Origin of the sequence: Pseudomonas citri (assembly GCF_025336485.1) — a bacterium.
Taxonomy (GTDB): Bacteria; Pseudomonadota; Gammaproteobacteria; order Pseudomonadales; family Pseudomonadaceae; genus Aquipseudomonas; species Aquipseudomonas citri.
This window is the reverse complement of sequence record NZ_JAODAB010000012.1, coordinates 59,685-85,147: the sequence shown is the minus strand read 5'-3', so window position 1 is coordinate 85,147 and position 25,463 is coordinate 59,685. Positions and strand designations below refer to the sequence as shown.

The window sequence follows — 25,463 nt, the reverse complement described above, 5'->3', positions numbered from 1 at the left end:
GCTCAGTTGCTCTTCACCGCATAGTCAGGCTTCTTGTCGTTGCCAGCGATGAACGGGCTCCACGGTTGGGCGCGGATCGGGCCTTCGGTCTGCCAGACCACGTTGAACTGACCGTCGGCCTGGATCTCGCCGATCATCACCGGCTTGTGCAGGTGGTGGTTGGTCTTGTCCATGGTCAGGGTGTAGCCCGACGGTGCGGCGAAGGTCTGGCCGGCCAGGGCTTCGCGGACTTTGTCGACATCGGTGGACTTGGCTTTTTCCACCGCTTGCGCCCACATGTGGATACCCACGTAGGTGGCTTCCATCGGGTCGTTGGTCACCGCTTTGTCAGCGCCCGGCAGGTTCTTGGCCTTGGCGTAGGCTTTCCAGGCATCGACGAATTGCTTGTTCGCCGGGTTGTCCACCGATTCGAAGTAGTTCCAGGCCGCGAGGTTGCCTACCAGCGGCTTGGTGTCGATGCCGCGCAGTTCTTCTTCGCCCACCGAGAACGCCACCACCGGTACGTCGGTGGCTTTCAGGCCCTGGTTCGCCAGTTCCTTGTAGAACGGCACGTTGGAGTCGCCGTTGACCGTGGAGATGACTGCGGTCTTGCCGCCGGCCGAGAATTTCTTGATGTTGGCGACGATGGTCTGGTAATCGCTGTGGCCGAACGGGGTGTAGACCTCTTCGATGTCTTTGTCAGCCACGCCTTTGGAATGCAGGAACGAGCGCAGGATCTTGTTGGTGGTGCGCGGGTAGACGTAGTCGGTGCCCAACAGGAAGTAACGCTTGGCGCTGCCGCCTTCTTCGCTCATCAGGTATTCCACCGCCGGAATCGCCTGCTGGTTCGGCGCGGCACCGGTGTAGAACACGTTCGGCGACATCTCTTCACCTTCGTATTGCACCGGGTAGAACAGCAAGCCATTGAGCTCTTCGAACACCGGCAACACCGATTTGCGTGACACCGAGGTCCAGCAACCGAACACCACCGCGACCTTGTCCTGGCTCAGCAACTGCCGGCCTTTTTCCGCGAACAGCGGCCAGTTCGACGCCGGGTCCACCACCACCGCTTCAAGCTGTTTACCGTTGACCCCACCCTTGGCGTTGATTTCGTCGATGGTCATCAGTGCCATGTCCTTGAGGGACGTTTCGGAGATCGCCATGGTCCCGGACAGCGAATGCAGGATGCCTACCTTGATGGTTTCGGCGGCCTGGACGGTCCAGGTCATGCCCATCGCGGCAATGCTGGCCGAGAGAGTGAAAGCCTTGATCAAGCTACGACGCTTCATGGTGCGATCTCCGTGGTCTTTATGAGTTTTCTTGGTAGGCAGATGCAGATGTTGAAGGGGCTTTTGCAAGGGGTGTGCCCGGTTGGGAGGAGGCGCGGAAACAAGGGAACAGCGAGGGGGATGGACAGGGCGACGCACCATGAGTGCCCGTCGTGCGGTCGTTGGTGCGGCCAGGCGCGCCACATTGGGGCGTAGGATTGCAGTCTCCCCTGTGGGAGCTTTGCTCCCACAGGTCATTTGTTGTTTGGGAGAAAAAGGGGGATCAGCGGCGCCGCATCAAGCCGATGAAGAACAGGCCACCGATGGCCGCGGTGGCGACGCCGATCGGCAGGTCCTCGGGGGCGATCAGGGTCCGGGCGGCGACATCCACCCACATCAGGAACAGGCTGCCCAGCAGCACGCAGGTCGGCAGCAGCCGACGGTGTTCGGCGCCCACCAGTCGCCGGGCGATGTGCGGCACCATCAGTCCGACGAAGCCGATCGAGCCGCTGATGGACACCAGCACGCCGGTCATCAGCGACGCGATCAGGAAGATCCACAAGCGTACCCTCGCAGCGTTCAGGCCCAAGGTCACGGCGGTCTGCTCACCGGCCATCAAGGCGTTCAGCGGGCGAGCCATGCCCAACAGCAACACCAACCCCACCAATACGCTGATGGCCGGCACCGCCAGCAGCTCCCAGCGCGCCAGGCCCAGGCCACCGAGCATCCAGAACATCACCGCGGAGCTTGCGCGATGGTCACCGAGAAACAGCAGCAGATTGGCCGCCGCCATCATCACGAACGACACCGCTACGCCGCACAGCAGCAGGCGATCACTTTCCAGGCGTCCCTGGCGGCTGGCAATCGCCAGCACCAGCAACATGCTCAGCAACGCGCCGACGAACGCGGCGAGAGGTAGGGTCAGCAGGCCGACGATTTCGCCGACATGCAACACCACGATGACCGCGCCGAGGGTTGCGCCGGACGTGACGCCCAGCAGGTGCGGATCGGCCAGCGGGTTGCGCGTGACCGCTTGCAGCACCGCACCGATCAGCGCCAGCCCGGCGCCAACCAGGGCACCGAGCAACAGGCGTGGCACGCGGATCAGCCAGACGATGTGTTCCTGGCCGGGCGTCCAGTAGGCGTCGCCGATGCCCAAGGCCTTGTTCAGCAGGATGTCCCAGACCACGGCCACCGGCACCCGCGCCGGGCCAAAGCCCAGGGACACCACGCACGACACCAGCATCAGCGTGCCGAGCAGGACCAGCAGGGCACCGTAGCGACGATCATTCATGGGCCGTGAAAGCCCTTCGCCAGGGTTTGCACCGCCAGCACGTTATCGATGCCTGGCGTGGCTTGGACGTAGGGGATCACGATAAAGCGTCGATGCTTGATTGCATCCACCGATTGGAGGGCCGGGTTGCCCAGCAAAAACTGCTGCTTCTGTTCGGCACTGACTTCGCCATAGTCAACGATCACGATGACCTGAGGATTGCGCTCCACCACGTTTTCCCAGTTGACCCGGGTCCAACTGGTCTCCACGTCGTCGAGAATGTTGCGCCCGCCAGCCGCGTCGATCAGCGCCTGGGGCATGCCCAGGCGGCCGGAGGTCATGGCTCGGTCTTCGCCGCTGTCGTACAGGAACACCCGAGGTCGATCCGGCGGTAGCTGTTGGCGGACTTCGGCCACCTGGGCCTGCATTGTCGCAATCAGGGCATCGGCGCGCTCCTGCACGTCGAAAATTTTCCCGAGGTTGCGCAGGTCGTTGTAGGTGTCTTCCAGCGAGGCCGCCGGGCGTTTCATCACGAAGGCGCAGGACTCGGTCAGCTCATACACGTTGATGCCCAGCGGTTGCAGGGTCTGCGGCGTCAGGTCACCGCCCACGCGCATACCGTAGTCCCAGCCGGCAAAAAAGAAATCCACGTTGGCATTGAGCAGGGTTTCCACCGACGGGTACTTGGCCGCCAGTTCCGGCAGGCCGTCGAGGATCCTTGCCATCTCGGGCGTTACCGATTTCCAGCCACTGATCCCGCTGTAGCCGACCATGCGCGGCTTGAGCCCGAGGGCGAGCATCATCTGGGTCATGTTGATGTCATGGCTGACCGCGTGCCGGGGGGCCTGGTTGAACTGCACCTGGCGATTGCAACTCTGGATCGTCAGCGGATAGCGAGTGGCCTCGGCCAGGGCCTGGGCGCTGCCCAGCAAGAGGGGCAGGAGCAGCAGAAAACGCAAAGTCATGGTTGGGTTATCCAGGTGATTCGGGGGTAGCCGGACAGCGGGTGTTCATCCACCAGGGCCTTGATGCCGAACACCTCGCGCAACAGCTCGACGGTGAGGACATCCTTGGGGGTGCCGCTGGCGACAATGCGCCCGTGTTCGATCACGTACAGGCGGTCGCAGAAGGCGGCGGCCAGGTTCAGGTCGTGGAGGCTGGCGAGGGTGCCGATGCCCAGGCCCTTGATCAGTTGCAGCAATTGCAGTTGATAGTGCGGGTCGAGGTGGTTGGTCGGTTCGTCGAGGATCAGCAACTGCGGTTGCTGGGCGAGGGCACGGGCGAGGATCACCCGCTGTTTTTCTCCGCCCGAGAGGGTGGCGAAACCATGGTCGCCAAAGCCTTCGAGCCCGACCGATTCCAGCGCCTGGAGCACCCGGCGACGGTCCTCCTGATTGTCGCCATCGAACAGGCCTTTATGGGGCGTGCGGCCCATGGCGACCACTTCCTCGACCGTCAGGCCGAAGGCATCGGGAAACTCCTGCAAGACCACGGCGATACGCTGGGCGCACCAGCGCGAGGACTGCTTCCATACGTTGTGATGTTCAAGTTTCACCTCGCCACGTTCCGGCCGGCTGAAGCGATAGGCGCAGCGCAACAGGCTGGTCTTGCCACTGCCGTTGGGCCCGATCAACCCGACGAACTCTCCGTCCGCCACCCACAACGTGACGTCATGCAGTTGGAACTGGTGATGACAGTGGCCCTGGCCCAGGGGTGTCCAGGCAAGGTGGGAGAGGGTGAGCGAGGTCATGCATCTACTCAAGTCATGTGTGTGGTTTGCAAAGCCGGCGCGATTGTAGAGGTTTCGCGCCGCCGTCCGTTAACGCGCTGTCTTCAACTTAAGATGAAGCCATCTCAGCCCGGCGATTGAAACGGGCGACGAGCCAGTCCAGCAACCACACCGCCAGCAGCGAAATTCCCACCAGCGGAAACACCACCGCCAGGGCCAGCATGATGAACACGCCGGTCTTCCATGTCGGCAAGTCGTGGCGCAGCGGCGGCACGCCGAACCTGCCCTGGGGTCGGCGTTTCCACCAGATCACCACGCCACTGACGGCACTGAGCAGGATCATCAGGCAAATCAGCAGCACGATGATCTGGTTCACCGGGCCGAACATCTTGCCTTCGTGCAGCATCACCCCGGTTTCGGTGGCGCGGGCGACGAAGCTGTAGTGCGCCCAGCGTACGTCGGCCAGGACCTTGCCGGTGTATTGATCGACATGCAGGGTGGCGTCGTTGCGCGGATCGTCGGCGAAGACCGCGATGGTGAACACGCCGCTGGCGGTCTTCGGCAGGGTGATGCTGTAGCCGGCGGTCACGTTGCGTTCGCGGGCGATGTCCTGCACCTCCTGCAGGCTGACGGTCGGGGCGGCGGGGCCTTCATGCTGGCTGCCATGGCCCATGTGTTCGGCGTGGTCGCCGGACATCGGCATCGGGGTGTTTTCCACGGCCCAGGGCACGGTCTGGCGATGAGCGTTGTTGAGGCTGCCAGCCTCCACGTCGGACTTGGGCACGTCGTTCCACATCGCCGCCGGGAAGCGGTTCCAGAGGTTGGCGTATTGCTTGCCCCAGAAACCGGTCCAGGTCATGCCGCTGAGCAGCATCACCAGCAGCAACGCCGCGCCCCAGAACCCAAGGACGACGTGCAGGTCGCGCCAGAACAGCCGACCGCGCGCATGCCAGCGTGGCCACAGCACCCCGGCCGGCGACTGCCCGCGCGGCCACCACAGGTACAGCCCCGAGACCACCAGCACCACGCCCCAGCCGGCGGCCATTTCCACCAGTCGGTCGCCGACAGTGCCGATCAGCAACTCGCCGTGGATGGCCCGGGACAGCGCTTGCAGATTGTTCTTTGCGTCCTGCTCGCCCAGCACGTCGCCATGGTACGGGTCGATGAACACGTTCAATTCACGGCCCTTGTCGATCACCACGAACTGCGCGCTGCGCTCGGCGTTGATCGGTGGCAGGTACTGTTTGACCTGGCCTTCGGGGTAGGCCTGGCGAACCTTTTTCAGCAGGTCGTCGGCTGCCAGCGTGTGATGCCCCGCCGGCACGTTCATCAGGCTGCCGTACATCAGTGGATCGAGCTGTGGCTTGAACAGGTAGATGATCCCGGTCAGGGCCAGCATCACCATGAACGGCGCCACGAACAGCCCGGCATAGAAATGCCAGCGCCAGGCCAGGTGGTAGAAATTCGGTTTGGGTTGGCTCATTGAAAAGCGCTCCGCTTGGCAAATTGGGTTGTTATGTTTTTTGCGGTTGCTGCGCAACCGATCGCGGGCAAGCCTTGCTCCCACAGCTACCTCATTGCTGTGGTTGCAGGGCTTGCCCGCGATGTTTTTCTAGAAACTCATATCCACCTTGGTCCAGAGCGTGCGCCCCGGTTCGTTGATGGCTTGCGGGTCGTTCGCCGGGTAGCCGAACCCGGCGTTACCGGCCAGGTTCAAGTGCTCGGCATAGGCTTTGCCAAACAGGTTGTCGACGCCGCTGCTGACCTTCCAGTGCTGGTTGATGCGATAGGCGCCGTTGAGGGAGAAGACGCCAAAGCCCGAGCTGTTGCCGTAGTCCTTGCCCACCACGTTGCCGCGGTTTTCGTCGACACGGTTCTGGGCCGCGACCACGCGCCACAATGCGCCGGCACTCCAGCGGTCCTCGCTGTAGGTCAGGCCCAGGCGTGCATCCAGCGGAGGCATCTGCGCCAGGGCGGTGCCGTCGCTGCTGTTCTTGCCCCAGGCGTAGGCCAGGGTGGCGTCCGCCTTCCAGTGCTCGGTGAGTTTGTAGGCCGCGCCCAGTTCACCGCCCATGATTCGCGCATCGACGTTCTCGGCCCGGGAGGTGGTGCCCATCATGCCGGGGGTGTAGTCGAACAGGATGTAGTCGCGCACCTGCCCGACATAACCCGAGGCCCAGGCTTCGAGGGCTTCGGTCTTGTATTGCAGGCCGAAATCGAGCTGGGTGGTTTTTTCCGGCTTGATCGAGTCGAAGGCATTCAGCGAGCCGCTGGGGCCGGCGTTCGGCGAGAACAACTCCCAGTAATCCGGGAAGCGTTGGCTGTGGCCCAAACCGGCGTAGAGGGTGGTGGGGCTGTCATCCAGGTCGTGTTCGTAGCGTACGAAACCGCTGGGCAATGTGTCGGCGCGTGTCTCATCGCGGGTGGGATTGGGGCGCGCCGACATGCCGGAGCCGAGGGTCTGGCGATAGTCCTTGGCCGAGGCACGGTCGAGCCGGGCGCCGGTAATCACGCGGTCGCGGTCGGCGGCGTACCAGGTCAACTCGCCGAACACCCCGTAATTGTGGAAGTCGGCATCCTTGGTGTACGGCAAGTCCTTGTAGGCGTCCACGCCCATTGCGCTGCGCTGGCGATGCTCGTTGGTCTGGGCGTCCAGGCCGCTGATCAGTTGCACATCGGCCCAGCGCCAGGTGGCCTTGATACGGGCGCCGAGGGTGCGGCGGTCGACGTTGGAAGCCATGGGCCCGGCCATCATCCCGGTGCCGGACGGTGTGCGCAGGGTGTAGTTGTCCATCACATGGTCGGCGTAGTTGTAGTAGACCTGCGCCTCGACCTTGTCCAACACGTCGCCGATGTTCGAACGCTCGAAACGAAGTCCCAGGCTTTCGCGCTTGAACTGCGAACCGTCCATGCCACGCCCGGCGTAGCGCGCTTCGCCGTCGCCCTTGCCAGCGGTCAGCTCCAGCAGGGTGTCGGCGTCCGGCGTCCAGCCGAGGGTGACGTCGCCATTCCACTTGTCATAGCGCGAGGGCACGGTGTCGTTGTTGCCGTCGCGGTAATCGTCCGAATGAGCGGTGTTGCCGATCACCCGTACATAGCCCAGCGAGCCGCCGGCGGCGGCATCCACGACTTTGTCGAAACGCCCGTTGGAGCCGGCCAGCACGCTGGCGTTGACCCGGGTGCCCAGCTCACCGAACTGCTCCGGCTCGCGGTCGAACAGGATGGTCCCGGCGGATGAACCCGGGCCCCACAGCACGGTTTGCGGGCCCTTGATCACGGTGAGCTTGTCGTAGGTCTCCGGTGATATGTAGGACGTTGGCGCGTCCATCCGGCCCGGACAGGCGCCCAACAGCATGCTGCCGTTGGTGAGGATATTCAGCCGCGAGCCGAACATGCCGCGCAGCACCGGGTCGCCATTGGTGCCGCCGTTGCGTACCAGGGCGAAGCCAGGGATGGTCTTGAGGTAGTCGCCGCCATCACTGGCCGGCACCGGTTGGCGCGGATCCTTGGGATTGGTGACGACGGTCAGCGGCGAACTGGGGGCGATGGCGGTGATGACCGTCGGGCTCAGTTCTTCGACCTGGCCCTCGTGATGGTCGTGCTCAACGGCGAGTACGTAGGGCGTGAGCAGCAGGCCGCACAGGGCGGCAATGGTTTGGCGTAAACGAACCCGTGGCTCGTTCAGGGGGCAGCGAACCTGGGCAGAGCCCAAAGCGGTGCCAGCAGAAAACCTGGACATGAGGATTCCATCGAACAAACGTAGACGACACGGTCGGGCGGCCTGGAGCCGTCTTGTGCGACCGGGGTGAATTAAGTGTCGGACTTACGCGTCGAGGGGCGGTGCGCGGGTACGGGCGCCGGGGAAGAACGCCGAACGGGCATGGCCCAGGCGCGGGGAGGGGGTGGTGTAGGTGCTGCTCGGCGGGGTGTCGAAAACCGCGAACGTGTGACCGCCAGGCAGGGCGGGGCAGTTGGACAGCAGGTTGCAATAGCCGCACTTTTCCCACAACGCATGGTGCTCGCCCTGGGGCGGACAGTGTTCGGCTGCCGGCGCGTCGTGCGCCGTCATGTCCATGTCCATGTCCATGTCCATGTCCATTGCCATGCTCATCGACATCGACGAGGACATGCGCTGATCCATCGGCATCGACTGAGAAATCAGCGGACCGATAAAGATCATCAGCATGGCGAACAGGCTAATCCAGCTGCCGCGTGCCAGGCTCATGGGCGACCGGGTGCGAAGAGGTTGCACGGGTGGCTACGGCTACTGGGCGTGCATGTGGGTCTTGGTGCCGTCAGGGGCTTTCTTCTGCACGGCTACGTCGACGGTGACATCCCCGGCTTTTTCGAAATGCAGGGTCATGGGGAAGCGTTTTCCATCGCTGAGCAGACTGCGGTCCTTCAGGTCCAGCAGCATCACGTGATAGGCCATCGGCGCGAAGGTGACGGTCGCACCGGGGGCGATATCGACGACGGGCACGGGTTGCATTTTCATCAGGTCGTTTTGCATCACGTGCTCATGCAGCTCGGCCTTGCCAGCGATGGTCGTATCGACGCTGAGCAGTTTGTCAGCGGTCGAACCGCCGTTGTGGATCACGAAATACGCGGCCACCGTCGGCGCGTTGGGCGGCAATTCCTGGGACCAGGGATGGGCGATCTCGAGCTCACCCACTTTGTATTGGTGAGCTTGGGCGAAGCCGACGGGAAGCAGCAGGGCAGCCAGCAGGATAAGTCTGTTGAACATGGCAATTCTCCGGAACGATTCAGGGCGCAGTTTTTATGCGAGAAGAATCAGGCCAGAGGCGAAGCGCGGGGGTTGAGGCTTGGCCATTGCTGGCGTGGCGTGGGGTTGTCGAGTTTCGAGCGAATGCCGGCGCGATGGGCCGGTTGTGCATCCAGATACAACTGTGGAACAGGTCCGGCAAGCGCCACCGAAGGCGCCGAACCGGAACAGCACCAGCAGTGCTGCATCGTTGAGTGGTGGTCGTTCTGCGGCGTGCCCTGTTCCAACTTGCCCAGGGACATTGCCACCATTTTCATGCCGCTGGAGGAACAGTAACTGCCCCATAGCACCTGCTCGGCGGGTGCTTTCGCCATCGTGTCAGCGCTGCCGGCAAGCGGCATGGCAAGCATGTTGAACAGCACTGCGAAGCAGGCGATCCAGGCAAATGCAAGCCGGTGTCGGGACATGGGGCAATCCGCTCGGTTGGGGCGATCAGGTGGCGGTATTTAGCCTGATCGGGGGGGATAAGTAAAAAAGCTATATGCGGTGTAGGGTCGCAGGGCTTCGAACACCCCGACAGAAAGCGACGGAACGTTTGTCAGATGGCTGTCGCATGCAACCTCAAGCCCAGAGCTTTCATGACTTTCATGATAGTTGTGAACTCAGGATTGCCCGCACTTCCAAGTGCTTTATAAAGACTCTCGCGCCCTAAGCCTGCATCTCGGGCAATTTGCGTCATGCCTTTTGCCCGTGCGATATCGTTAAGGGCTGCTCGAATCAGGACGCCGTCACCCGCATCCTCTTCAAAACAGGCATCCAGATAAGCGGCCATTTCCTCTGGCGTCTTAAGGTAGGTAGCCGCATCGAAACGTGTGAACTCTTCGGTCATGATTCACTCCTCATTACCCATGATTTGCGCCATTTGAATCGCGCGTGTGATATCCCGTTTCTGAGTCGATTTGTCACCCCCCACAAGTAGCAAGTAAATGACGGAACGCCGGCGGGAAAAGTACACTCTGTAGCCTGGACCCGAGTGAATACGCATCTCATACACTGCGTTACCCACCGGTTCGCAGTCACCAAAATTTCCATGTTCTGCAGATCGAAGTCTGGCAATGATGCGAGCTTTCCCAGAGAGGTCCTTCAACCCGCTAAGCCAGCTCCTAAATACTCGGGACTGTTCAAATTCGATCATTTGGATCGTATTCCTTGGGATACACGTTGGCAAGCAGCGCTTTCTCCGCATGAGAGGGGGCCCTCATGCTTGATGACAGAAAGGTGCTGCGGCGGGTATTAAGGAGCGGAACTATAAAATTGAATGTCTTGGACGAAACAGACAGCTTCGTCTTGAAAGCTTGTGGGAAATGTCGGGCAGATGGGTTGAATTCAGAAGCTGTCTGGTACAGATAAAGCACTCAGCATCTCATTGACCGCACCAAACTCCCGATCCACCCCCGGCAACACCGGCCGCTTCAACACCAACACCGGCACCCCCCGCTCCCGCGCCACTTCCAGTTTCGGCTCAGTAGCCGTGCTGCCGCTGTTCTTGCTGACCAGCACATCGATCTGCCGCCGTTCGAACAGTTCACGCTCGCCTTCGATGTGGAACGGTCCGCGTGCGCCGATCACTTCGCAGCGTTCGTTGCCGGGGTAAACGTCCAGGGCGCGCAGGGTCCAGAATTGCTCGGGCGGGATTTCGTGCAGGTGTTGCAACGGTTCGCGACCGAGGGTGAACAGGGGACGGTGGAAGGGTTTCAGGGCCTGGATCAGTTCGGCCCAGTCGGCCACTTCGCGCCAGTCGTCGCCGGTCTGGGGTTGCCATGCCGGGCGGCGCAGGGCCCAGCAGGGAATGCCGCAGGCGCGGGCTGCATGGGCTGCGTTGTGGCTGATTTGCGCGGCATAGGGGTGGGTCGCGTCCAGCAGCAGGTCGATGCCGTGCTCCTGGATGAAGTGGGCCAATCCCTCGGCTCCGCCGTAGCCACCGACGCGGACCTGGCAGGCCAGGTCGGTGGGGACGCGTCCGATGCCTGCCAGGCTGTAGATGTGTTGAGGGCCCAGGGTTCGGGCGATGGCCAGGGCTTCGGTGACACCACCGAGCAGCAGGATACGTTTCATTTCAAAACTCCCGCGTGACCGACGATCCCGCCCTGGCGGTCGATGGCGAAGACTTCGACCTGGACCTGGGCGGGCACGATGCTACGGGCAAAAGCCAGGGCGTGCCCGCACACCGCGTCGCCGAGGGCGATGCCGGCGGCGCTGGCCATGGCCAGGGCTTGCTGGCTGGTGTTGGCGTTGCGGATGTCAGCCTGCAACGCGTCATCGGCCCCGACAGCGGCCGCCCATTCGGCCAGTTGCGGCAGGTCGATGCTCGAATGTCGGCTGTGCAGGTCCATGTGGCCGGCGGCGAGTTTGCTGATCTTGCCGAAACCGCCGCAGAGGCTGAGTTTTTCCACCGGCACCTTGCGCAGGTGCTTGAGCACGGCGCCGACGAAGTCGCCCATTTCGATCAGGGCGATTTCCGGCAGGTTGTAGACCCGGCGCATGGTGTCTTCGCTGGCGTTGCCAGTGCAAGCGGCGATGTGCAGGTAACCGTTGGTTTTCGCTACGTCGATGCCCTGGTGGATCGAGGCGATGTAGGCCGCGCAGGAAAACGGCCGGACGATACCGCTGGTGCCGAGGATCGACAGGCCGCCGAGGATACCCAGCCTTGGATTCATGGTTTTGAGTGCCAGGGCTTCGCCGCCCTCGACGTTGACCGTGACCTCGAAACCGCCGGCATAGGCGCTTTCCGCGGCCAGGCGGGCCAGGTGGTCGTTGATCATCTGGCGCGGCACCGGGTTGATCGCCGGTTCGCCGACGGCCAGCACCAGCCCCGGTCGTGTTACCGTGCCCACGCCACGACCGGCGACGAAACGCACGCCGGGTTCGGCGATCAGGCGCACCTGGGAAAACAACAGGGCGCCGTGGGTCACGTCCGGGTCATCGCCGGCGTCCTTGATCGTCCCAGCTTCGGCGCCTTGCTCGGTCAACCGGCAAAACTCCAAGCGCATCCGCACCTGCTTGCCCTTGGGCAAGACGATCTCCACGGCATCGGCGTGAGTACCGCCCAGCAGCAAGCGCGCCGCCGCCAGGCTGGTGGCCGTGGCGCAACTGCCGGTGGTCAGGCCGCTGCGCAGGGGAGCGGGTTGTTCGGCGGTTTCGTCACGCATCGAGGGGTTTTACCAGGTCCAGCAAGGTAATCGGCAGTGCCTGGCGCCAGGTGTCGAACTCACCCAGCGGCTGGGCCTGGGCAATGTGGATGCGGGTCAGTTCGCCGCCATGCCGGTCGCGCCAATTCATGAGCGTCACCTCGCTTTGCAGGGTCACGGCGTTGGCCACCAGGCGCCCGCCGGGCTTGAGGCGGGCCCAGCACGCGTCGAGCACGCCTTCGCGGGTGACGCCGCCACCGATGAACACCGCGTCCGGACGCTCCAAGCCTTCGAGGGCCTGCGGCGCGCGTCCGCGAATCAGTTGCAGGCCGGGCACGCCGAGGGTGTCGCGGTTGCGTTCGATCAGGCCTTGGCGGCCTTCATTGGCTTCAATTGCCAGGGCCCGACAACTGGGGTGGGCGCGCATCCATTCGATGCCGATGGAGCCGCTGCCGGCGCCGACGTCCCAGAGCAGTTCGCCAGGTGTCGGGGCGAGACGGGCCAGGGTGATGGCGCGTACGTCGCGCTTGGTGATCTGGCCGTCATGTTCGAATGCCTGGTCGGGTAGCCCGGCCAGGCGCGACAGTGGCTGCGTCGAGGTGTCGGCGCGGCATTCGATGGCGATCAGGTTCAGGTCGGCGGTGGTCGGGTCGGACCATTGCTGCGCGCTGCTGTCGATCCGCCGTTCTGCCTCGCCGCCCAGGTGTTCCAGCACGCTCATGGAACTGGGGCCGAACCCGCGCTCGCGCAATAACGCGGCGACGGCGGCAGGGCTGTGGCGGTCATTGCTCAACAGCAACAGCCGCACGCCTGTGGATAAATGGGCGTTGAGCGCTGCCAAAGGGCGCGCCACCAGCGACAACGTGACCACGTCCTGCAACGGCCAGCCCAGACGTGCCGCCGCCAACGAGCAGGAGGAAGGCGCCGGGATGATTTGCATCTGCTCGCCCGGGACCTGTTTCGCCAGGCTGGCGCCGACGCCGTAGAACATCGGATCGCCGCTGGCCAGCACGCACACCGGCTCGCCCCTGCGTGCCAGCAGTGGCTCAAGGGAGAACGGGCTGGGCCACAACTCCCGCTGGCCGGCGATGCACTTGGGCAAGAGCGCCAGTTGCCGGTCGCTACCGACAATCCGCGTGGCCCGCAGCAGGGCGTGACGCGCCGTCCGGCCCAGGCCCTTGAAGCCGTCTTCGCCGATGCCCACTACGGTCAGCCAGGGGGTCATCTTTGCTCCTCGAATGAATGGGGTGGGTCGCCGGATCCGTTGCTCCACGAACCGGGCCGCCATCATACCGTGCCCTTTCGGTTAAAGCGTGAACCTCTGTCGGCCCCGGCTCGCTGGCGATATCGGCGGGCCGTTCAACGTCGTCATTGCAGTTATCCGCAATTTGCGCCGCCGCTCGGCAATCCGACCGGCAAGCTTTTCCTGACCCCAGGCAAAGCAGGCATAATGGCCGTCCTTCGCCATCGTGGCGTTTCCTAATTTTGGCGGTCTGCCCTTGAACGAACGTCCCTCTTCTTGCCTCATCCGGCCCACCGGTTGCCCCGGGCTGCTGCGTATCGTCCAGGCGCTGGACGGTGGGATCTGCCGGATCAAGCTTGACGGCGGCGTCATCCTGGCGGACCAGGCCGATGCCGTGGCGTCGGCCGCCGAGCGGTTTGCCGGGGGTGTGATCGAGGCGACCAACCGCGCCAACCTGCAAATTCGTGGGATCGGTCCGGACGAGGACGCGCTGATCGGGCAACTGCTGGCCGCCGGACTCGGCCCCCGTAAACCGGACGGCGATGACGTGCGCAATGTGATGCTCAGCCCATCGGCCGGAATCGATCGACACCGGCTGCTCGACACCCGTCCGTTGGCCGCCCAGGTGCTGCTGAGCCTGCAGGACCATGAGCGCTTCCATGAACTGTCGGCCAAGTTCGCCGTGCAGTTGGATGGTGGCGAGCGCCTGGCGATGCTCGAGCACCATCACGACTTGTGGCTATCGGCCGTTGTCCGTGATGGCGAGCCCGGGTGGGCCTTCGGGTTGGCCGGGTCGCCGCTCGATGAGCCAGCGGGCGCGGTGCCGCTGGCCGAGGGGCACGGGTTGGTGATGGCGGTGTTGACGCTGTTCCTCGACCTGGCTCGCCCGGACCAGACGCGGATGCGGCACTTGCTGGACGAAATCCCCCGCCAGGATTTCATCGCCCAACTGGCCCGCCGCGTGCCCTTGCAACCCTGCACCGAATGGCGACGAGCAGGGGCCGTCGATGGGCTGCACATCGGCATTCATCCCCAGCACGACGAGCGAGTCTACGTGGGGGCCGTGGCACCCCTGGGCCGGCTCGACGCGGCCATGTTGCGTGGCGTTGCGCAACTCGCGCGGGAGAAGGGCGACGCGAGTTTTCGCCTGACGCCGTGGCAAAGTCTGCTGTTGCCCAATGTCCGTCGCGAGGAGGCGGACGACGTGCTGGCGCGTCTCGAGGCGCTGGGGTTGCTCGGTTCGGCCGCTCAACCCCTGGCGCAACTCATCGCCTGCACCGGTTCCGACGGTTGTGGCAGGGCGCTGGCCGATACCAAGGCCGATGCCCGCCGACTGGCCGACCTGCTGCAACGCCAGGGTCGCACCTTGAAGGTTCATTTGTCGGGCTGCCCGCGTTCCTGCGCGGCGGCCCATGTCGTGCCCGCCACGTTGCTGGCGGTCGCCCCCGGTCGTTACGACCTGTATCTGCGCGATGCCACGCTGCCGGGTTTCGGCGCGTTGCAGGCACGCAACCTGACTATTGAAGCGCTCGGCCACTGGCTCGATGCGCGCCCCCGGAGCTCCCTTGATGCTTGATTACATCCGCGACGGTCAGGAGATCTATCGCAACTCTTTCGCGATCATCCGCGCCGAAGCCAACCTGGCGCGCATTCCGGCCGACCTGGAAAAACTCGCGGTGCGGGTGATCCACGCCTGCGGCATGGTCGAGGCCATCGATGGCCTGCAGTTTTCCGAAGGCGCGGGCACGGCCGGGCGCCAGGCGCTGGCTGCCGGTGCGCCGATCCTGTGCGATGCGCGGATGGTCAGCGAGGGCGTGACCCGCGCGCGCCTGCCGGCCAACAACCCGGTGATCTGCACCTTGCGCGACGAGCGCGTGCCGGAGCTGGCCCGTGAGCTGGGCAATACCCGCTCGGCGGTGGCCCTGGAACTGTGGCGCCCGTACCTGGAAGGCAGCGTGGTGGTCATCGGCAACGCGCCGACCGCGTTGTTCTACCTGTTGGAAATGCTCGATGCCGGCGCACCGAAACCGGCATTGATCCTCGGTTTCCCGGTGGGCTTCGTCGGCGCCGCCGAATCCAAGGCGATGCTGGCGGCCAACAGCCGCGGCGTGCCGTTCGTGATCATGCAAGGCCGGTTGGGCGGTAGCGCCATGGCCGCCGCAGCCGTCAACGCCCTCGCTACGGAGATTGAATGATGCAGCAACCTGGACGTCTGATCGGCCTCGGCGTGGGCCCCGGTGACCCGGAACTGATCACGGTCAAGGCCCTGCGCCTGCTGCGTGAGTCGCCGGTGGTGGCGTACTTCGTCGCCAAGGGCAAGAAGGGCAACGCCTTCGGCATCATCGAGGCGCACTTGCAGGAGGCCCAGACCTTGCTGCCGCTGGTCTATCCGGTCACCACCGAAGCCTTGCCGGCGCCTTTGTCCTATGAGCAGGTGATCGCCGACTTCTACGATACCGCCGCCGAACAGTTGGCCACGCACCTGGACGCCGGGCGCGACGTGGCGGTGATCTGCGAGGGTGATCCTTTCTTCTACGGCTCCTACATGTACCTGCACGACCGCCTGGCCGAGCGTTACGACGCCGAAGTGATTCCTGGCGTGTGCTCGATGCTCGGTGGCGCCTCGGTGCTCGGTGCGCCGCTGGTCTATCGCAACCAGAGCCTGTCGGTGCTCTCCGGCGTCTTGCCCCATGACGAACTCAAGCGCCGCCTGGCCGATGCCGACGCGGCGGTGATCATGAAGCTGGGGCGCAATTTCCCCAAGGTCCGCCAGGTGCTCGGGGAGCTGGGCCTGGACGGTCGGGCGTTGTACGTCGAACGGGCGACCATGGCCAATCAGAAAATCGTGCCGCTGGATGAAGTCGAGCCCATGTCCTCGCCGTATTTCTCGCTGATCATCGTGCCGGGCGAACGGTGGCAGGGATGACGTCGAAGGCAGCGGCAATCGTCATCCTCGGGCCCGGTAGCCTCGCCACGGCCCGACGGATCCAGCAACGTTACCCCGATGCCCTGATCCACGGCCTGGCCGGACGGGTCGAGGGCGCGGATCGTCAATACCTCGAATTCGGCGCGACGCTGCGCGAGTTCTATCAGCAGGACACGCCGATCATCGCCCTGTGCGCGGCCGGCATCGTCATTCGCACCCTGGCGCCGCTGCTGCTGGAAAAAGGCGCCGAGCCGCCGGTGCTGGCGGTGGCCGAGGATGGCAGCGCCGTGGTGCCGCTGTTGGGCGGGCTGGGCGGGGTCAATGTCATGGCCCGCGACATCGCGGCAGCGCTGCAAGTCGCCCCGGCGATTACCACCAGCGGTGAATTGCGTTTCGGCACCTGCTTGCTCAATCCGCCGAGGGGTTACCACCTCGGTGATTTGGAGCAGGGCAAGCGTTTTGTCTCCGACCTGCTGGCCGGTGAGTCGGTGCGCGTCGAAGGCATCGCCCCGTGGTTGGAGCAGGCGCAGTTGCCCGAGGATGCGCAGGCGCGCCTGGCGATTCGCATCGACAGCGCCGCCGGTACGCCGACGGCGGACGAGCTGCGCATTTACCCGCGCAACGTGGTGGTGGCGTTAGCTGCCGGGGCGTCGACGAACATCGGCGAAACCTTGGGCGGGGTCGGCCTTGCGCCACAATCGCTGGCGTGCCTGTTGGCGGCGGACAGTGACATGGCCCGGCCAGAACTGCACGAAGCCGCCTCGGCCTTGAACGTGCCGTTGCGTTTCGCAACGGCCCAAGGTGAAGTCGCCCAATGGCTGAACGAAGCCCTCGGCCAAGGGGTGTCGATTCACGCCGCGGGTGAGCATGCCATCGCCGTGGCCGAACTACCCCTCGACCCGCAGCGGATCGGCCGTGCGCGTGGTCGCCTGGCCGTGATCGGCCTTGGCCCGGGGGCGGCGGATTTGATGGTCCCGGCGGTGCGCGCCGAACTCGACCGTGCCACCGATGTGCTGGGCTACGAAACCTACGTGCGCATGGCGGGGCCATTTCGAGCCGATCAAGTGCAGCACTGCACCGACAACCGCGAAGAAATGCAACGCGCCCGCCACGCCTTCGAACTGGCGGCCCAAGGGCGTTCGGTGGTGGTGGTGTCGTCCGGCGACCCGGGCGTGTTCGCCATGGCTGCCGCCGTGCTCGAAGCGCTGCACGAGTCGACGGATGTCCGCTGGCACAACGTCGATCTGCAAATCCTTCCGGGGGTCTCGGCGTCCCTTGCCACTGCCGCCCAGGCCGGTGCACCGTTGGGACATGACTTCTGCGTGATGTCGCTGTCGGACAACCTCAAGCCGTGGTCGATCATCGAAAAACGACTGGACCTGGCGGCGGAAGCGGACCTGGCCCTGGCCTTCTATAACCCGATCTCCCGTTCCCGGCCCTGGCAGTTGGGACGTGCCCTGGAGATCGTCGCCCAGCATCGCACCTCGGATACGCCGGTGGTGTTGGGGCGTGACATCGGCCGGCCGGGCCAGACCCTGCGCGTTACCACGCTGGGGCAATTGACTCCGGAGCAGGTGGACATGCGCACCATGGTGTTGATCGGCTCCTCCACGACCTGCGTGTTCCCGCGTGCCGAAGGTGGGGAGTGGGTGTACACGCCGCGCTGGTATGGGCTCAAGCCCGCCTGAACGTTCACTTGAAAACCGTGGCGAGGGAGCAAACTCCCTCGCCACGGTGATTCGCGTAAATGTCGGGGTATTGTATTTTTATTTGTCGCGCGTATAGATAAAGAAGTGATTTTAGTTTGTCCCTGTTTTGAAATGCATTGAAAGCCTTCCTGTTTGAGTTGTTGCTTCTTAAGCGTTAGTTTGCGTGCCTGATCAGTTGTCGCGAGGCGCTCATCAGTATTTGACGTAACTTTAGATGTCACCAGGTTGCAAGATATCAATTGAATGATTCGTCGCCAGGACACACCCTGATGGCGATGTTTTTATATGCCTGTTCTTTCTTGTTTGAACAGGTCAAGGAGTGTTTTATGCAGGAAGCAAACGCCCAGGCTCGCGACAGTGCGGTCGGTTTTATCAGTCTTTTCAAACTGGCCGATCTTGAACGTGCCCTGTTGCCCTACAAGAACAATGAACAATACGACGCGGTCATGCGTTATTACTTTGCTTGTATCGGCATGCCGGATTCCCACAGGCTGCTCGAGCCCCTGGGGTTGTTGAAGCGAACGCTTGCCCGGATCCTGGGCAGCCGCAGGGTCAAACGCAGCCAGGGCACCGGTACGGCGGGTCAGGCCGAGGCCGCGGTGGACTTGCCGCGGATCTATGACAAAGTCGAGCGCCATGAGGCGCGCCTGCAGTTCAGTGCCGAACAGATGAAGCAGCTGCCAACGGAGGTGCCCAGGACGCAGCACTTTGTCTGGCTCGGCGGCGGCCTTGGCGAGATTCAGCGCGATTACCTCAATGTCTGGCGACAGGTGTTGGCCCCGCAGGGCTATACCTTGAATCTTTGGTATGACAGCGATGCATTACTGGCGTGGCAAACCAATAAACTGATTGTCGAGGCTGCCAAGGCCGATGTCTTTTTGAATGGGGTGGATAAAACTATTTCGGAAGTTGAACTGGGTGCTCTGTATAACGAGCGGGCTATTGTGCTGAAACAACAGATGTATATGCATATTAGTGCGGCCGTGGCGGACGGTGGGTCAGCTGACGAAGCCCGAATAGATCTACTGTCGCGCGCTTATGGCCAAGATGCGCAAATATTACGCAAACAGTTGGAACATAATCGTCGCAGTGTTCTGGACATGGGCGGCTTCCAATTGCGTGATATAGCGGCTGGCGAAATCACGTTGCAATTGCATGATGTCTATCAGCGGGAAATGCGTTTGCGCGGCAACATGGCGGCGGCCTCCGATGTTGTGCGAGTGGAAGCGCTGTTTGCAGAAGGTGGCGGTTATACCGATATCGACCACCTGCCGCCGCTGGCGCAAACCCTGGGTGCCGTCGATATCGGCGGTTTCGGCCGGGATGCCCGTCTCGGCACCCTGCAATTGTTGTTGAACGAAAACCCCGAATGGATGCCCGGTCGCCAGGCCTCCTCCCGTTATCGGGTGCATATCCCCGCCGAGCATCTGTCGGCACTGGAGGCGTTCGCAAAAGGTCGGCCAAGCCTGGGCAAGGTCTTCAAGCAGCCGGCGGATCGGCTGGCCCGTCCTTTCGCGCTGCGGGCCCTGGCCATGGAGCAATCGTTATCCAACGCGTTCCTGATGGCTCATCCGGGCAGTGCGGTCGTCAAAAGCGTGATCGACAGGTTCCGTATCAATGACGCGCTGATTGACGCCTCGACCCGGTTGGCCGCCCAGCGCGATGTTGCACTGAGCGATGTCGCCGGCATGTTGAGCCTGGTGGAGGAGGTGTACGAAACATCCAATGGGCCACTGGCCCAGTTGCCGATGGAGGAGGTGCCCGGGGCGATCGCGCTGGTCTCGGCCGTCGCGACCCACTTTGGCGATGGCATTCGCTTTGAAAGCGAGGGCACCATCTACCTGACGGGCCCCGGTGCCATGCGCGACGGCATGGCCGATTACGCGAAGGCGCACTTGAGCGCGGCCATTGCCCAAACCCTGCGCAAAGAAGCGGCCATCGCCCCCCATCGGACGGTGAACGGCGCCACCGAAGAGGAGCAGGATCACTCCTGGAAAGAGAACGAGAGCAATCCGGATAAATGGCTCGGCAACGAGCTGGCGCGCTGGCGCGAGGGGCAGTACAGCGCGCGCTACAGCGGTGACATGGCGCAGTTGCTCAAGCATTCGACCGTCGAGTTCCAGCAGGGCTGGCCGTTGATCGAAGGGCGAGCGGTGCTGCTGACCGATGTGCTCGAGCGTCTGGTCGAGGGGCTCGGCGAGCCGTTTATCGAGGCGATGAGGCAGGGGCATGACGGGGAAATCCGCTTCGACCAGCCGCTGCCGCTGAGTTTCGACGATCGCCAACTGATCCGGCGCCAGGCGGCCGATGCGCTGGTTCCGGTGTTCCTGAGCGATAAGGACGTTCGCCACTTGGGGATCGATGAAGTGCTGAGCAACATCGCCGACGACTCCCTGCGCGTCATTGAAGTGAGTCCTTTGCAAAGGCTGTCGTTGGGCGTGTTGTTGGGAATGGATTCTTTGGACAACCGGCATTTCAATGCGGCCACCAGTGAGCTGGAGAACCTGGCCAACGGCGTTGCCGAGCAGGGCGTGTCCGGGCGTTACGCAGTCATCGAGCGCCAGTTGTACAAGCACAAGGCCGCCAGGTTCATGAGGGGGCTGGGCAGCGAGCCGGCTTATGCGTCGAAGCCTTCGGACAGCGCGCTGGCGCTGAAAAAAGCCGCCTTGAAGGGCGCGCGGACCTTGTTTGAATGGGGTCGTCATGTCGCGCGGATCCAGAAAGTGGCCACGCTTGAGCACCGTATCCAGGTCGTCGAACGATCCGGGCAGGTGCTCGATGGGTTCGGGCACAACGGCGTCCAGATGGTCCCCCAGGATTTGCTGCTCGATCACGACGGCGAGACGATCGGCGGGCGCTGCTATCCCTTGGCACTGGCGATGAGCGCGGCGCTTGCCCTGGGCGATTCTGCCTCTGGACAGTTGCGCGAGCGTTTCTTCCTGGCGGTGCTCGAACCGGGGCAGGCCGATTCCCAGGGCTTTCTCCAGGCGCTGGAGGCCCTGCGGGACGTCGCGATCAGTGATGTCGGCACGTCGTTGGGCCAGGTGAACCTCGATCAGGTCACCGCCGCACTCGAGAAACACGTCGGCACTCGAACACTGATGCTCAACTCCGATAATCATTCGATGCTGGTGGCCAAGACCGTCAGTGCAGAACGCGCCACCTATCATTTTTTCGACCCCAACTTCGGCTTGTGCAAATTCGAGCAACCCGAGGCCTTCCAGCGTGGCCTGGAGCACTTTTTCCAGAAAGAGGGTATGGCCCGTTATTACGCGGCCTATGGTTCTGAAACCCGACCGCAATTCGACCTGATCGAGCTGCAAAGTGAAAAGGTTTCGGCCTTGCAACTGGCCGACGGGGTCACGGTGGAGCAGTTGCTGCAACCCGGCGGCTTGTCCGCCAAGCTGCAACGCCCCATCCGGCAGCGGTTGGCCAACGCCCGTGGGCAGTCACTGCAGAGCAATCCTCGCTTGGGGAGTTCTCTGCTGGCCCTGGATAGCCATTGGTGGAGCCAGCAGATCGAGGAGGCGACCATCCACCTTCAGCAAACGAACCAGTTGGCGCCGCACCTGGTACCGCTGTTCGATACCCTGGAGGTCATGCCGAACGGCTCCTACCGGATGAGCCTGATCGATCCGCAAAAACCTGAGACGTTGGTGCGGATCGTCACCGATGATCATCGGCTCCTGCGGATAAAGAACTACCTCTCGGAACGCTTTTCAGTCCTGGCCAACAGACCTTCGCTGACGGGCGATCCCACCGAGGTGGGCAGCGTCCACACCCTGAACGCCGGTTTCGCCATACAAGCGTTGATGAACGCGTTGCGAGGGCGGGAAGGGCCTGACCGGCCGCTGACCCTGGCGGTCCGGTTGCATGCCTATGTCAATTACGCGCAATTGGTCCATGGCAACGTGGTGGACGTGGCAGCTCTGGTGGGGCTTGTCCGGCAGGCACTGGCCCAGGAGAAGCTGATCGCCCGCACCGTCGCGCCGGTGGTCAAGGCTGCCGTGGGGAGCAGTGTCAGCGAAGCGACGGGCGGATTGCTGCAACTGGCCAACGTCGGATTCGACATTTACCAGTTATCCACCGCGCAAAACGAAGTCGGACGGGCCCAGTTCGGTACCCAGCTGGCGTTCGACTCGGCCAGCCTGGTGCTATCGATAGGCGCTTTTGCCGCCGGCGCCACGACCGCCGGCGCCTTATTGGGCGGCGCGGCGGTGATGCTGGGCGGCTTGGCGGTGGGGGTGACGGCGCTGGCCCAAGGGTTTGCTGGCATTGCTGAGGAGGCCAAGCAAGTCGGGCTGTTTTTCGATGAAGTGGCGCACGCCCATCTGCAGGCCTATCGGTCTGACGCCACCCAGGGCGCCTGGCTGCCTCACCCGTCGCTGATCGTTCACACGCTGGACCTGGCTCGCGGCCAACTTCAGCTGGACAGCCCCCGGCTGTATCCGCTGCGCGATCATTTTGGCGTGCCGACCTTCGATGACGACTATGAGCGGGCGATCAATATTCGCCGTGAGCTCAACCTGCCGGGACGAGTCATATTCAACCCGCCGGCAGGTTCGGTCATTGTCCTGCCCTGCGCACCGCAAACCTGCTACCGGTACGAGTACAAGGCGCTGCCCTTCGCGGGACTGCGCCATGACAGCGGTTTTGACACCGCACGGCGCCTGGAGAAAAGGAAGGCCGACGGTGGATGGTTATTCCTGTTTTCGTTCTATTCGTTTCCCAGTGACTACATCCTTTATCGCCTGGTCCCGGACTATCGTCCGAGCGTGATCAAGGTGGTGCTCGATGGCAACGATCGTTCGTTGGTGGTGCCCGTTCTGCCGCCGGCCTGGCATGGCAAGATCGCCTACGAGATCCAGGGCGCCGGCAAGCAATGTGCCTTGGTGCTCAATCCCGGTGTGAGCCTGACCCTCGGGGCGACGCGCCCGTTGAACGCCAGTTGGGTGTTGGACGCCCCTTGGGCCAGGGAGAGTGACCTGCGGATCGAGCGTTACGGGAAACTGTCCATCGGCGATGTCACGGTCGCGTTCACGGGGACGGGGCGTCATGAGGTGTTGATACGGATCGCCGATGAACAGGTGTTCAAGGCCGAGGCGGGCAAACTCGCCGTGGTTGAACAGCAGGTGCCCCGGGGCATGGACCGACAGGCCTTGCAGGAGCACTTCAAGACCTTGGCCAGGCAACACCGTCTGGTGATGCCGTATACGCCGGTTCATCGTTATCTGATTCCATTCGAGAAAGCGGACGATCCCCGCTACGTTACGGCCTGGTACGAAGCCAGGAACGATCGTTTCCTGTTCATTCGCGATGAACTGCCGGGTAGCGATGAAGCGGTGCTGGGGGCTGTGGCAGGCGATCGCTGTTATTTCTACGATCCGCAGAATCTGATCATCTGGCAAACCGATGCGGTCACTGGCGTGCTGAGCCATCGCTATTGGCTGCGCAGTACGAATAACCTGAGCGCTGTCATCCAGAGCGTCGAGGCGAACGAGCAAGGCGTGATCCATGTCGTCCAGCACATCACCCGCCAGGACCGGACTCACGATGTGCTGGTGTATGTGATTCACGATGGGCAACTGTTGCTCAGTTCCATTAGCCGGGATCTGGACGCGTCGCTGGAGTCGGTCCTCAGTTCCGGCGGGAGACTGGACGATTGGTCGACAGTGTTGGGCGATGCCGCCCCCTTCGTGCCGTTCGCTGACGAGGCGGACACCTTCGAGACCGTCAACTGGCAGCCGGCGCCTTTTGTTTCGGTCTGCTGGAAGATCGATGCGCAGCGGCGGGACATGGCTTGGGTTCGCCGCCGCGACGGCCTGGTCATCCGCCCTTCGCCACGAAGAAACCAGCCGCGTGGGTGGCCCGACTCGATCAAGAACATGACGGACCTGACCTTGCTCGCACCCGCGGACGACAGCGATGTGTTTGTCATCTACGACAGGCTCGACCAAGCGTTGTGCGCCAGGCGGCGGACCTGGGTGGCGGGCCAGTGGCGATGGTCCAGCCGGTGCTTGTGGACGTCGAGCCTGGAAAATGTCGTGGCTGTTGAGGATGGGTACGTGGCGTTGAGCTCAGATGGCTTGTTCTACAACAACGTGACCGGCCACGGCGACCCGCAACTGGGAGGTGTGCGCGAAAACTGGTTCAAGGATCGGGCGCAATGGTGGTTGGCCCTGGACGCGCTAGCCCAAAGACAGGGGAGCAAAAGCCTGGCGCTTATCGGCTTGAGCAATGTTGCAGGGGAGGGGACTTTGTGCGCCTGGTATGTGGGCAATCGGTTGTTGTTGCTCGACTGGGGCGGCGCCACGCAGGTGCGGCTGCTGGGCGCTACCCCGGACGGTGAGGCCGCCTGGTTATTCGATGTGACGAGTGGCGAGGTCTATCGCCAGGCATTCATCGATCCGCAGCGACTGGACGCTGCCTTTGGCCAGGGCTCGCGGTTGTTGCAGGCGGATGGGCTGCCTCATCCGCAGCGCGAATGGGCGCCCTGGCAGTTTGTCGAACTGACGGTGGATGGGGCGGGCCTACGCGGCGTGACATTCGACGGCGTGGAGGTCGTGTTGCATGACCAGGAGCCGGCGAGGGTGGTCGGTGTCACTGAGCAATGGGTCGCAGCGCAAGGTGGTCGCGAGCGCGAGGGATTCAGGCAGTTGACCGCCCGCGCGTCCCACAGCCCATTGCTGTCGGTGGGCGATCCCGATGGCCTGAAGTGGTTCGTCGTCGAGACAGAACGTGTGATCCGGGTGCCCCGGGCCGCCATTCCGGAATCTTTCGAGGTGTTGGGGACGCAGCGCCAGACCCACGTCCTGCTTCATGAGAGCACCCACGGAACGCTGGTGGCCTTGCCCGGCAGTGGCCATGTCGGGCCGCTCAGTTATGTCCGGCGTGAGGGGGAGGTGATGGTCGTCGAGGGGGGCGAAGCGAAGATCGATGATTTACTGCCGTTGATGCCGGATGACGTCAGGATCCTGATCCTGCGCATGGGCCAGGGCGCGGTGAGCTACCGGTTATCCAAAGCCGCCTGGGCGAGGGTCAAGTCGGTGATCCTCGACTGCCGGCACCCGCTGGGCGATGCGATAACGATCCCCGGCAAGTTGATCTGGGACCTGGATGAACCTGACCGGTTATGGCTGAGTAAGGTCCATGAGCACTTGGTCATTCTTGATCCGGACAGCGGTCACAGTCTGATTTGTCGTGAGGTGTATGCCGCTGACGTCAACTTGCGTGGCGACGTATTGCTCAGCTTCGGTGGACATCGACACTATGCCGTCTCGACGCTGGTGCAACGCCTGGACGCCCTGCGGGACAGCCAGAACGGTGTCACGCTGCAAACGCTGTTGCATGAACCGTTGGCGGTGGAGACCAACACGGTGGGTTGAGCCCAACTACAAGCATGGCCGTGAGTAAAAAGGGTTGCTG

At 63.2% G+C, this 25,463-nt stretch carries 19 protein-coding genes; 5 read left to right on the top strand and 14 right to left on the bottom strand.

The features are described from left to right. Positions 1-2: 2 nt before the first annotated feature. The 14 genes from urtA to cbiE all read right to left on the bottom strand — a co-directional run bounded on the left by urtA (position 3) and on the right by cbiE (position 13,385). Positions 3-1,268 carry an urea ABC transporter substrate-binding protein gene (gene urtA / locus N4Q37_RS15160; protein ID WP_260958824.1) on the bottom strand — a complete coding sequence of 422 codons (1,266 nt, stop codon included), beginning with the start codon at positions 1,266-1,268 and terminating at the stop codon, positions 3-5. A 262-nt stretch (positions 1,269-1,530) separates the two neighbouring features. After that, complete coding sequence (locus tag N4Q37_RS15155) at positions 1,531-2,541, bottom strand: FecCD family ABC transporter permease (RefSeq protein WP_260958822.1); 1,011 nt, start codon at positions 2,539-2,541, stop codon at positions 1,531-1,533. Next, entirely contained in the window at positions 2,538-3,485 is a 948-nt protein-coding gene (locus tag N4Q37_RS15150) for an ABC transporter substrate-binding protein (RefSeq protein WP_260958821.1), read from the bottom strand. Before N4Q37_RS15150 ends, N4Q37_RS15155 begins: the two co-directional genes overlap by 4 nt. Beyond that, positions 3,482-4,270, bottom strand: a complete 789-nt coding sequence (locus N4Q37_RS15145; protein ID WP_260958820.1) for an ABC transporter ATP-binding protein — start codon at positions 4,268-4,270, stop codon at positions 3,482-3,484. The genes N4Q37_RS15150 and N4Q37_RS15145 overlap by 4 nt, the downstream gene beginning before the upstream one ends. A gap of 88 nt (positions 4,271-4,358) precedes the next feature. Next, positions 4,359-5,732 carry a PepSY-associated TM helix domain-containing protein gene (locus N4Q37_RS15140; protein WP_260958819.1) on the bottom strand — a complete coding sequence of 458 codons (1,374 nt, stop codon included), beginning with the start codon at positions 5,730-5,732 and terminating at the stop codon, positions 4,359-4,361. 129 nt (positions 5,733-5,861) lie between these two features. Further along, a complete protein-coding gene (locus tag N4Q37_RS15135; RefSeq protein WP_260958818.1) occupies positions 5,862-7,988 on the bottom strand; it encodes a TonB-dependent copper receptor in 2,127 nt (708 codons plus the stop codon). A gap of 84 nt (positions 7,989-8,072) precedes the next feature. Further along, positions 8,073-8,474, bottom strand: a complete 402-nt coding sequence (locus N4Q37_RS15130; protein WP_260958817.1) for a DUF2946 domain-containing protein — start codon at positions 8,472-8,474, stop codon at positions 8,073-8,075. A gap of 39 nt (positions 8,475-8,513) precedes the next feature. Next, a complete protein-coding gene (locus N4Q37_RS15125) occupies positions 8,514-8,993 on the bottom strand; it encodes a copper chaperone PCu(A)C (RefSeq protein ID WP_260958816.1) in 480 nt (159 codons plus the stop codon). Between the two features lie 47 nt (positions 8,994-9,040). Further along, complete coding sequence (locus N4Q37_RS15120; protein ID WP_260958815.1) at positions 9,041-9,439, bottom strand: DUF2946 domain-containing protein; 399 nt, start codon at positions 9,437-9,439, stop codon at positions 9,041-9,043. Positions 9,440-9,570: 131 nt separating this feature from the next. Next, positions 9,571-9,861 (bottom strand): addiction module antidote protein, encoded by a 291-nt coding sequence (locus N4Q37_RS15115; RefSeq protein WP_260958814.1) that lies wholly within the window; start codon positions 9,859-9,861, stop codon positions 9,571-9,573. Positions 9,862-9,864: 3 nt separating this feature from the next. Then, positions 9,865-10,167 carry a type II toxin-antitoxin system RelE/ParE family toxin gene (locus N4Q37_RS15110; protein ID WP_260958812.1) on the bottom strand — a complete coding sequence of 101 codons (303 nt, stop codon included), beginning with the start codon at positions 10,165-10,167 and terminating at the stop codon, positions 9,865-9,867. A 191-nt stretch (positions 10,168-10,358) separates the two neighbouring features. After that, complete coding sequence (locus tag N4Q37_RS15105) at positions 10,359-11,087, bottom strand: cobalt-precorrin-6A reductase (RefSeq protein ID WP_260958811.1); 729 nt, start codon at positions 11,085-11,087, stop codon at positions 10,359-10,361. Then, positions 11,084-12,181, bottom strand: coding sequence for a cobalt-precorrin-5B (C(1))-methyltransferase (locus N4Q37_RS15100; RefSeq protein ID WP_260958810.1), 1,098 nt, complete (start codon positions 12,179-12,181; stop codon positions 11,084-11,086). The genes N4Q37_RS15105 and N4Q37_RS15100 overlap by 4 nt, the downstream gene beginning before the upstream one ends. Continuing rightward, entirely contained in the window at positions 12,174-13,385 is a 1,212-nt protein-coding gene (cbiE, locus tag N4Q37_RS15095) for a precorrin-6y C5,15-methyltransferase (decarboxylating) subunit CbiE (RefSeq protein ID WP_260958809.1), read from the bottom strand. The genes N4Q37_RS15100 and cbiE overlap by 8 nt, the downstream gene beginning before the upstream one ends. A gap of 274 nt (positions 13,386-13,659) precedes the next feature. Between cbiE and cobG the strand changes: the two genes are divergently transcribed. The 5 genes from cobG (at position 13,660) to N4Q37_RS15070 (ending at position 25,423) form a co-directional block, all read left to right on the top strand. Next, entirely contained in the window at positions 13,660-14,979 is a 1,320-nt protein-coding gene (gene cobG / locus N4Q37_RS15090) for a precorrin-3B synthase (RefSeq protein WP_260958808.1), read from the top strand. Further along, positions 14,972-15,598: a precorrin-8X methylmutase gene (locus N4Q37_RS15085; protein WP_260958807.1), complete on the top strand. Its 627-nt coding sequence runs from the start codon at positions 14,972-14,974 to the stop codon at positions 15,596-15,598. The genes cobG and N4Q37_RS15085 overlap by 8 nt, the downstream gene beginning before the upstream one ends. Further along, positions 15,595-16,329 carry a precorrin-2 C(20)-methyltransferase gene (locus tag N4Q37_RS15080; RefSeq protein WP_260958806.1) on the top strand — a complete coding sequence of 245 codons (735 nt, stop codon included), beginning with the start codon at positions 15,595-15,597 and terminating at the stop codon, positions 16,327-16,329. The genes N4Q37_RS15085 and N4Q37_RS15080 overlap by 4 nt, the downstream gene beginning before the upstream one ends. Then, positions 16,326-18,017: a precorrin-3B C(17)-methyltransferase gene (gene cobJ / locus N4Q37_RS15075; RefSeq protein WP_260958805.1), complete on the top strand. Its 1,692-nt coding sequence runs from the start codon at positions 16,326-16,328 to the stop codon at positions 18,015-18,017. The genes N4Q37_RS15080 and cobJ overlap by 4 nt, the downstream gene beginning before the upstream one ends. Before the next feature lie 347 nt (positions 18,018-18,364). After that, positions 18,365-25,423 (top strand): TcdA/TcdB catalytic glycosyltransferase domain-containing protein, encoded by a 7,059-nt coding sequence (locus N4Q37_RS15070; protein ID WP_260958804.1) that lies wholly within the window; start codon positions 18,365-18,367, stop codon positions 25,421-25,423. Positions 25,424-25,463 lie beyond the last annotated feature (40 nt).

Excerpts from the sequence above, each read along its gene's own strand:
- cbiE (WP_260958809.1), bottom strand. The coding sequence starts at position 13,385 with ATGACCCCCTGGCTGACCGTAGTGGGCATCGGCGAAGACGGCTTCAAG.
- N4Q37_RS15110 (WP_260958812.1), bottom strand. The coding sequence starts at position 10,167 with ATGATCGAATTTGAACAGTCCCGAGTATTTAGGAGCTGGCTTAGCGGG.
- N4Q37_RS15140 (WP_260958819.1), bottom strand. The coding sequence starts at position 5,732 with ATGAGCCAACCCAAACCGAATTTCTACCACCTGGCCTGGCGCTGGCAT.
- N4Q37_RS15125 (WP_260958816.1), bottom strand. The coding sequence starts at position 8,993 with ATGTTCAACAGACTTATCCTGCTGGCTGCCCTGCTGCTTCCCGTCGGC.
- cobJ (WP_260958805.1), top strand. The coding sequence starts at position 16,326 with ATGACGTCGAAGGCAGCGGCAATCGTCATCCTCGGGCCCGGTAGCCTC.
- N4Q37_RS15115 (WP_260958814.1), bottom strand. The coding sequence starts at position 9,861 with ATGACCGAAGAGTTCACACGTTTCGATGCGGCTACCTACCTTAAGACG.
- N4Q37_RS15120 (WP_260958815.1), bottom strand. The coding sequence starts at position 9,439 with ATGTCCCGACACCGGCTTGCATTTGCCTGGATCGCCTGCTTCGCAGTG.
- N4Q37_RS15070 (WP_260958804.1), top strand. The coding sequence starts at position 18,365 with ATGCAGGAAGCAAACGCCCAGGCTCGCGACAGTGCGGTCGGTTTTATC.
- N4Q37_RS15150 (WP_260958821.1), bottom strand. The coding sequence starts at position 3,485 with ATGACTTTGCGTTTTCTGCTGCTCCTGCCCCTCTTGCTGGGCAGCGCC.
- N4Q37_RS15105 (WP_260958811.1), bottom strand. The coding sequence starts at position 11,087 with ATGAAACGTATCCTGCTGCTCGGTGGTGTCACCGAAGCCCTGGCCATC.
- N4Q37_RS15130 (WP_260958817.1), bottom strand. The coding sequence starts at position 8,474 with ATGAGCCTGGCACGCGGCAGCTGGATTAGCCTGTTCGCCATGCTGATG.
- N4Q37_RS15080 (WP_260958806.1), top strand. The coding sequence starts at position 15,595 with ATGATGCAGCAACCTGGACGTCTGATCGGCCTCGGCGTGGGCCCCGGT.
- urtA (WP_260958824.1), bottom strand. The coding sequence starts at position 1,268 with ATGAAGCGTCGTAGCTTGATCAAGGCTTTCACTCTCTCGGCCAGCATT.
- N4Q37_RS15100 (WP_260958810.1), bottom strand. The coding sequence starts at position 12,181 with ATGCGTGACGAAACCGCCGAACAACCCGCTCCCCTGCGCAGCGGCCTG.
- N4Q37_RS15155 (WP_260958822.1), bottom strand. The coding sequence starts at position 2,541 with ATGAATGATCGTCGCTACGGTGCCCTGCTGGTCCTGCTCGGCACGCTG.
- N4Q37_RS15135 (WP_260958818.1), bottom strand. The coding sequence starts at position 7,988 with ATGTCCAGGTTTTCTGCTGGCACCGCTTTGGGCTCTGCCCAGGTTCGC.
- N4Q37_RS15145 (WP_260958820.1), bottom strand. The coding sequence starts at position 4,270 with ATGACCTCGCTCACCCTCTCCCACCTTGCCTGGACACCCCTGGGCCAG.
- N4Q37_RS15085 (WP_260958807.1), top strand. The coding sequence starts at position 14,972 with ATGCTTGATTACATCCGCGACGGTCAGGAGATCTATCGCAACTCTTTC.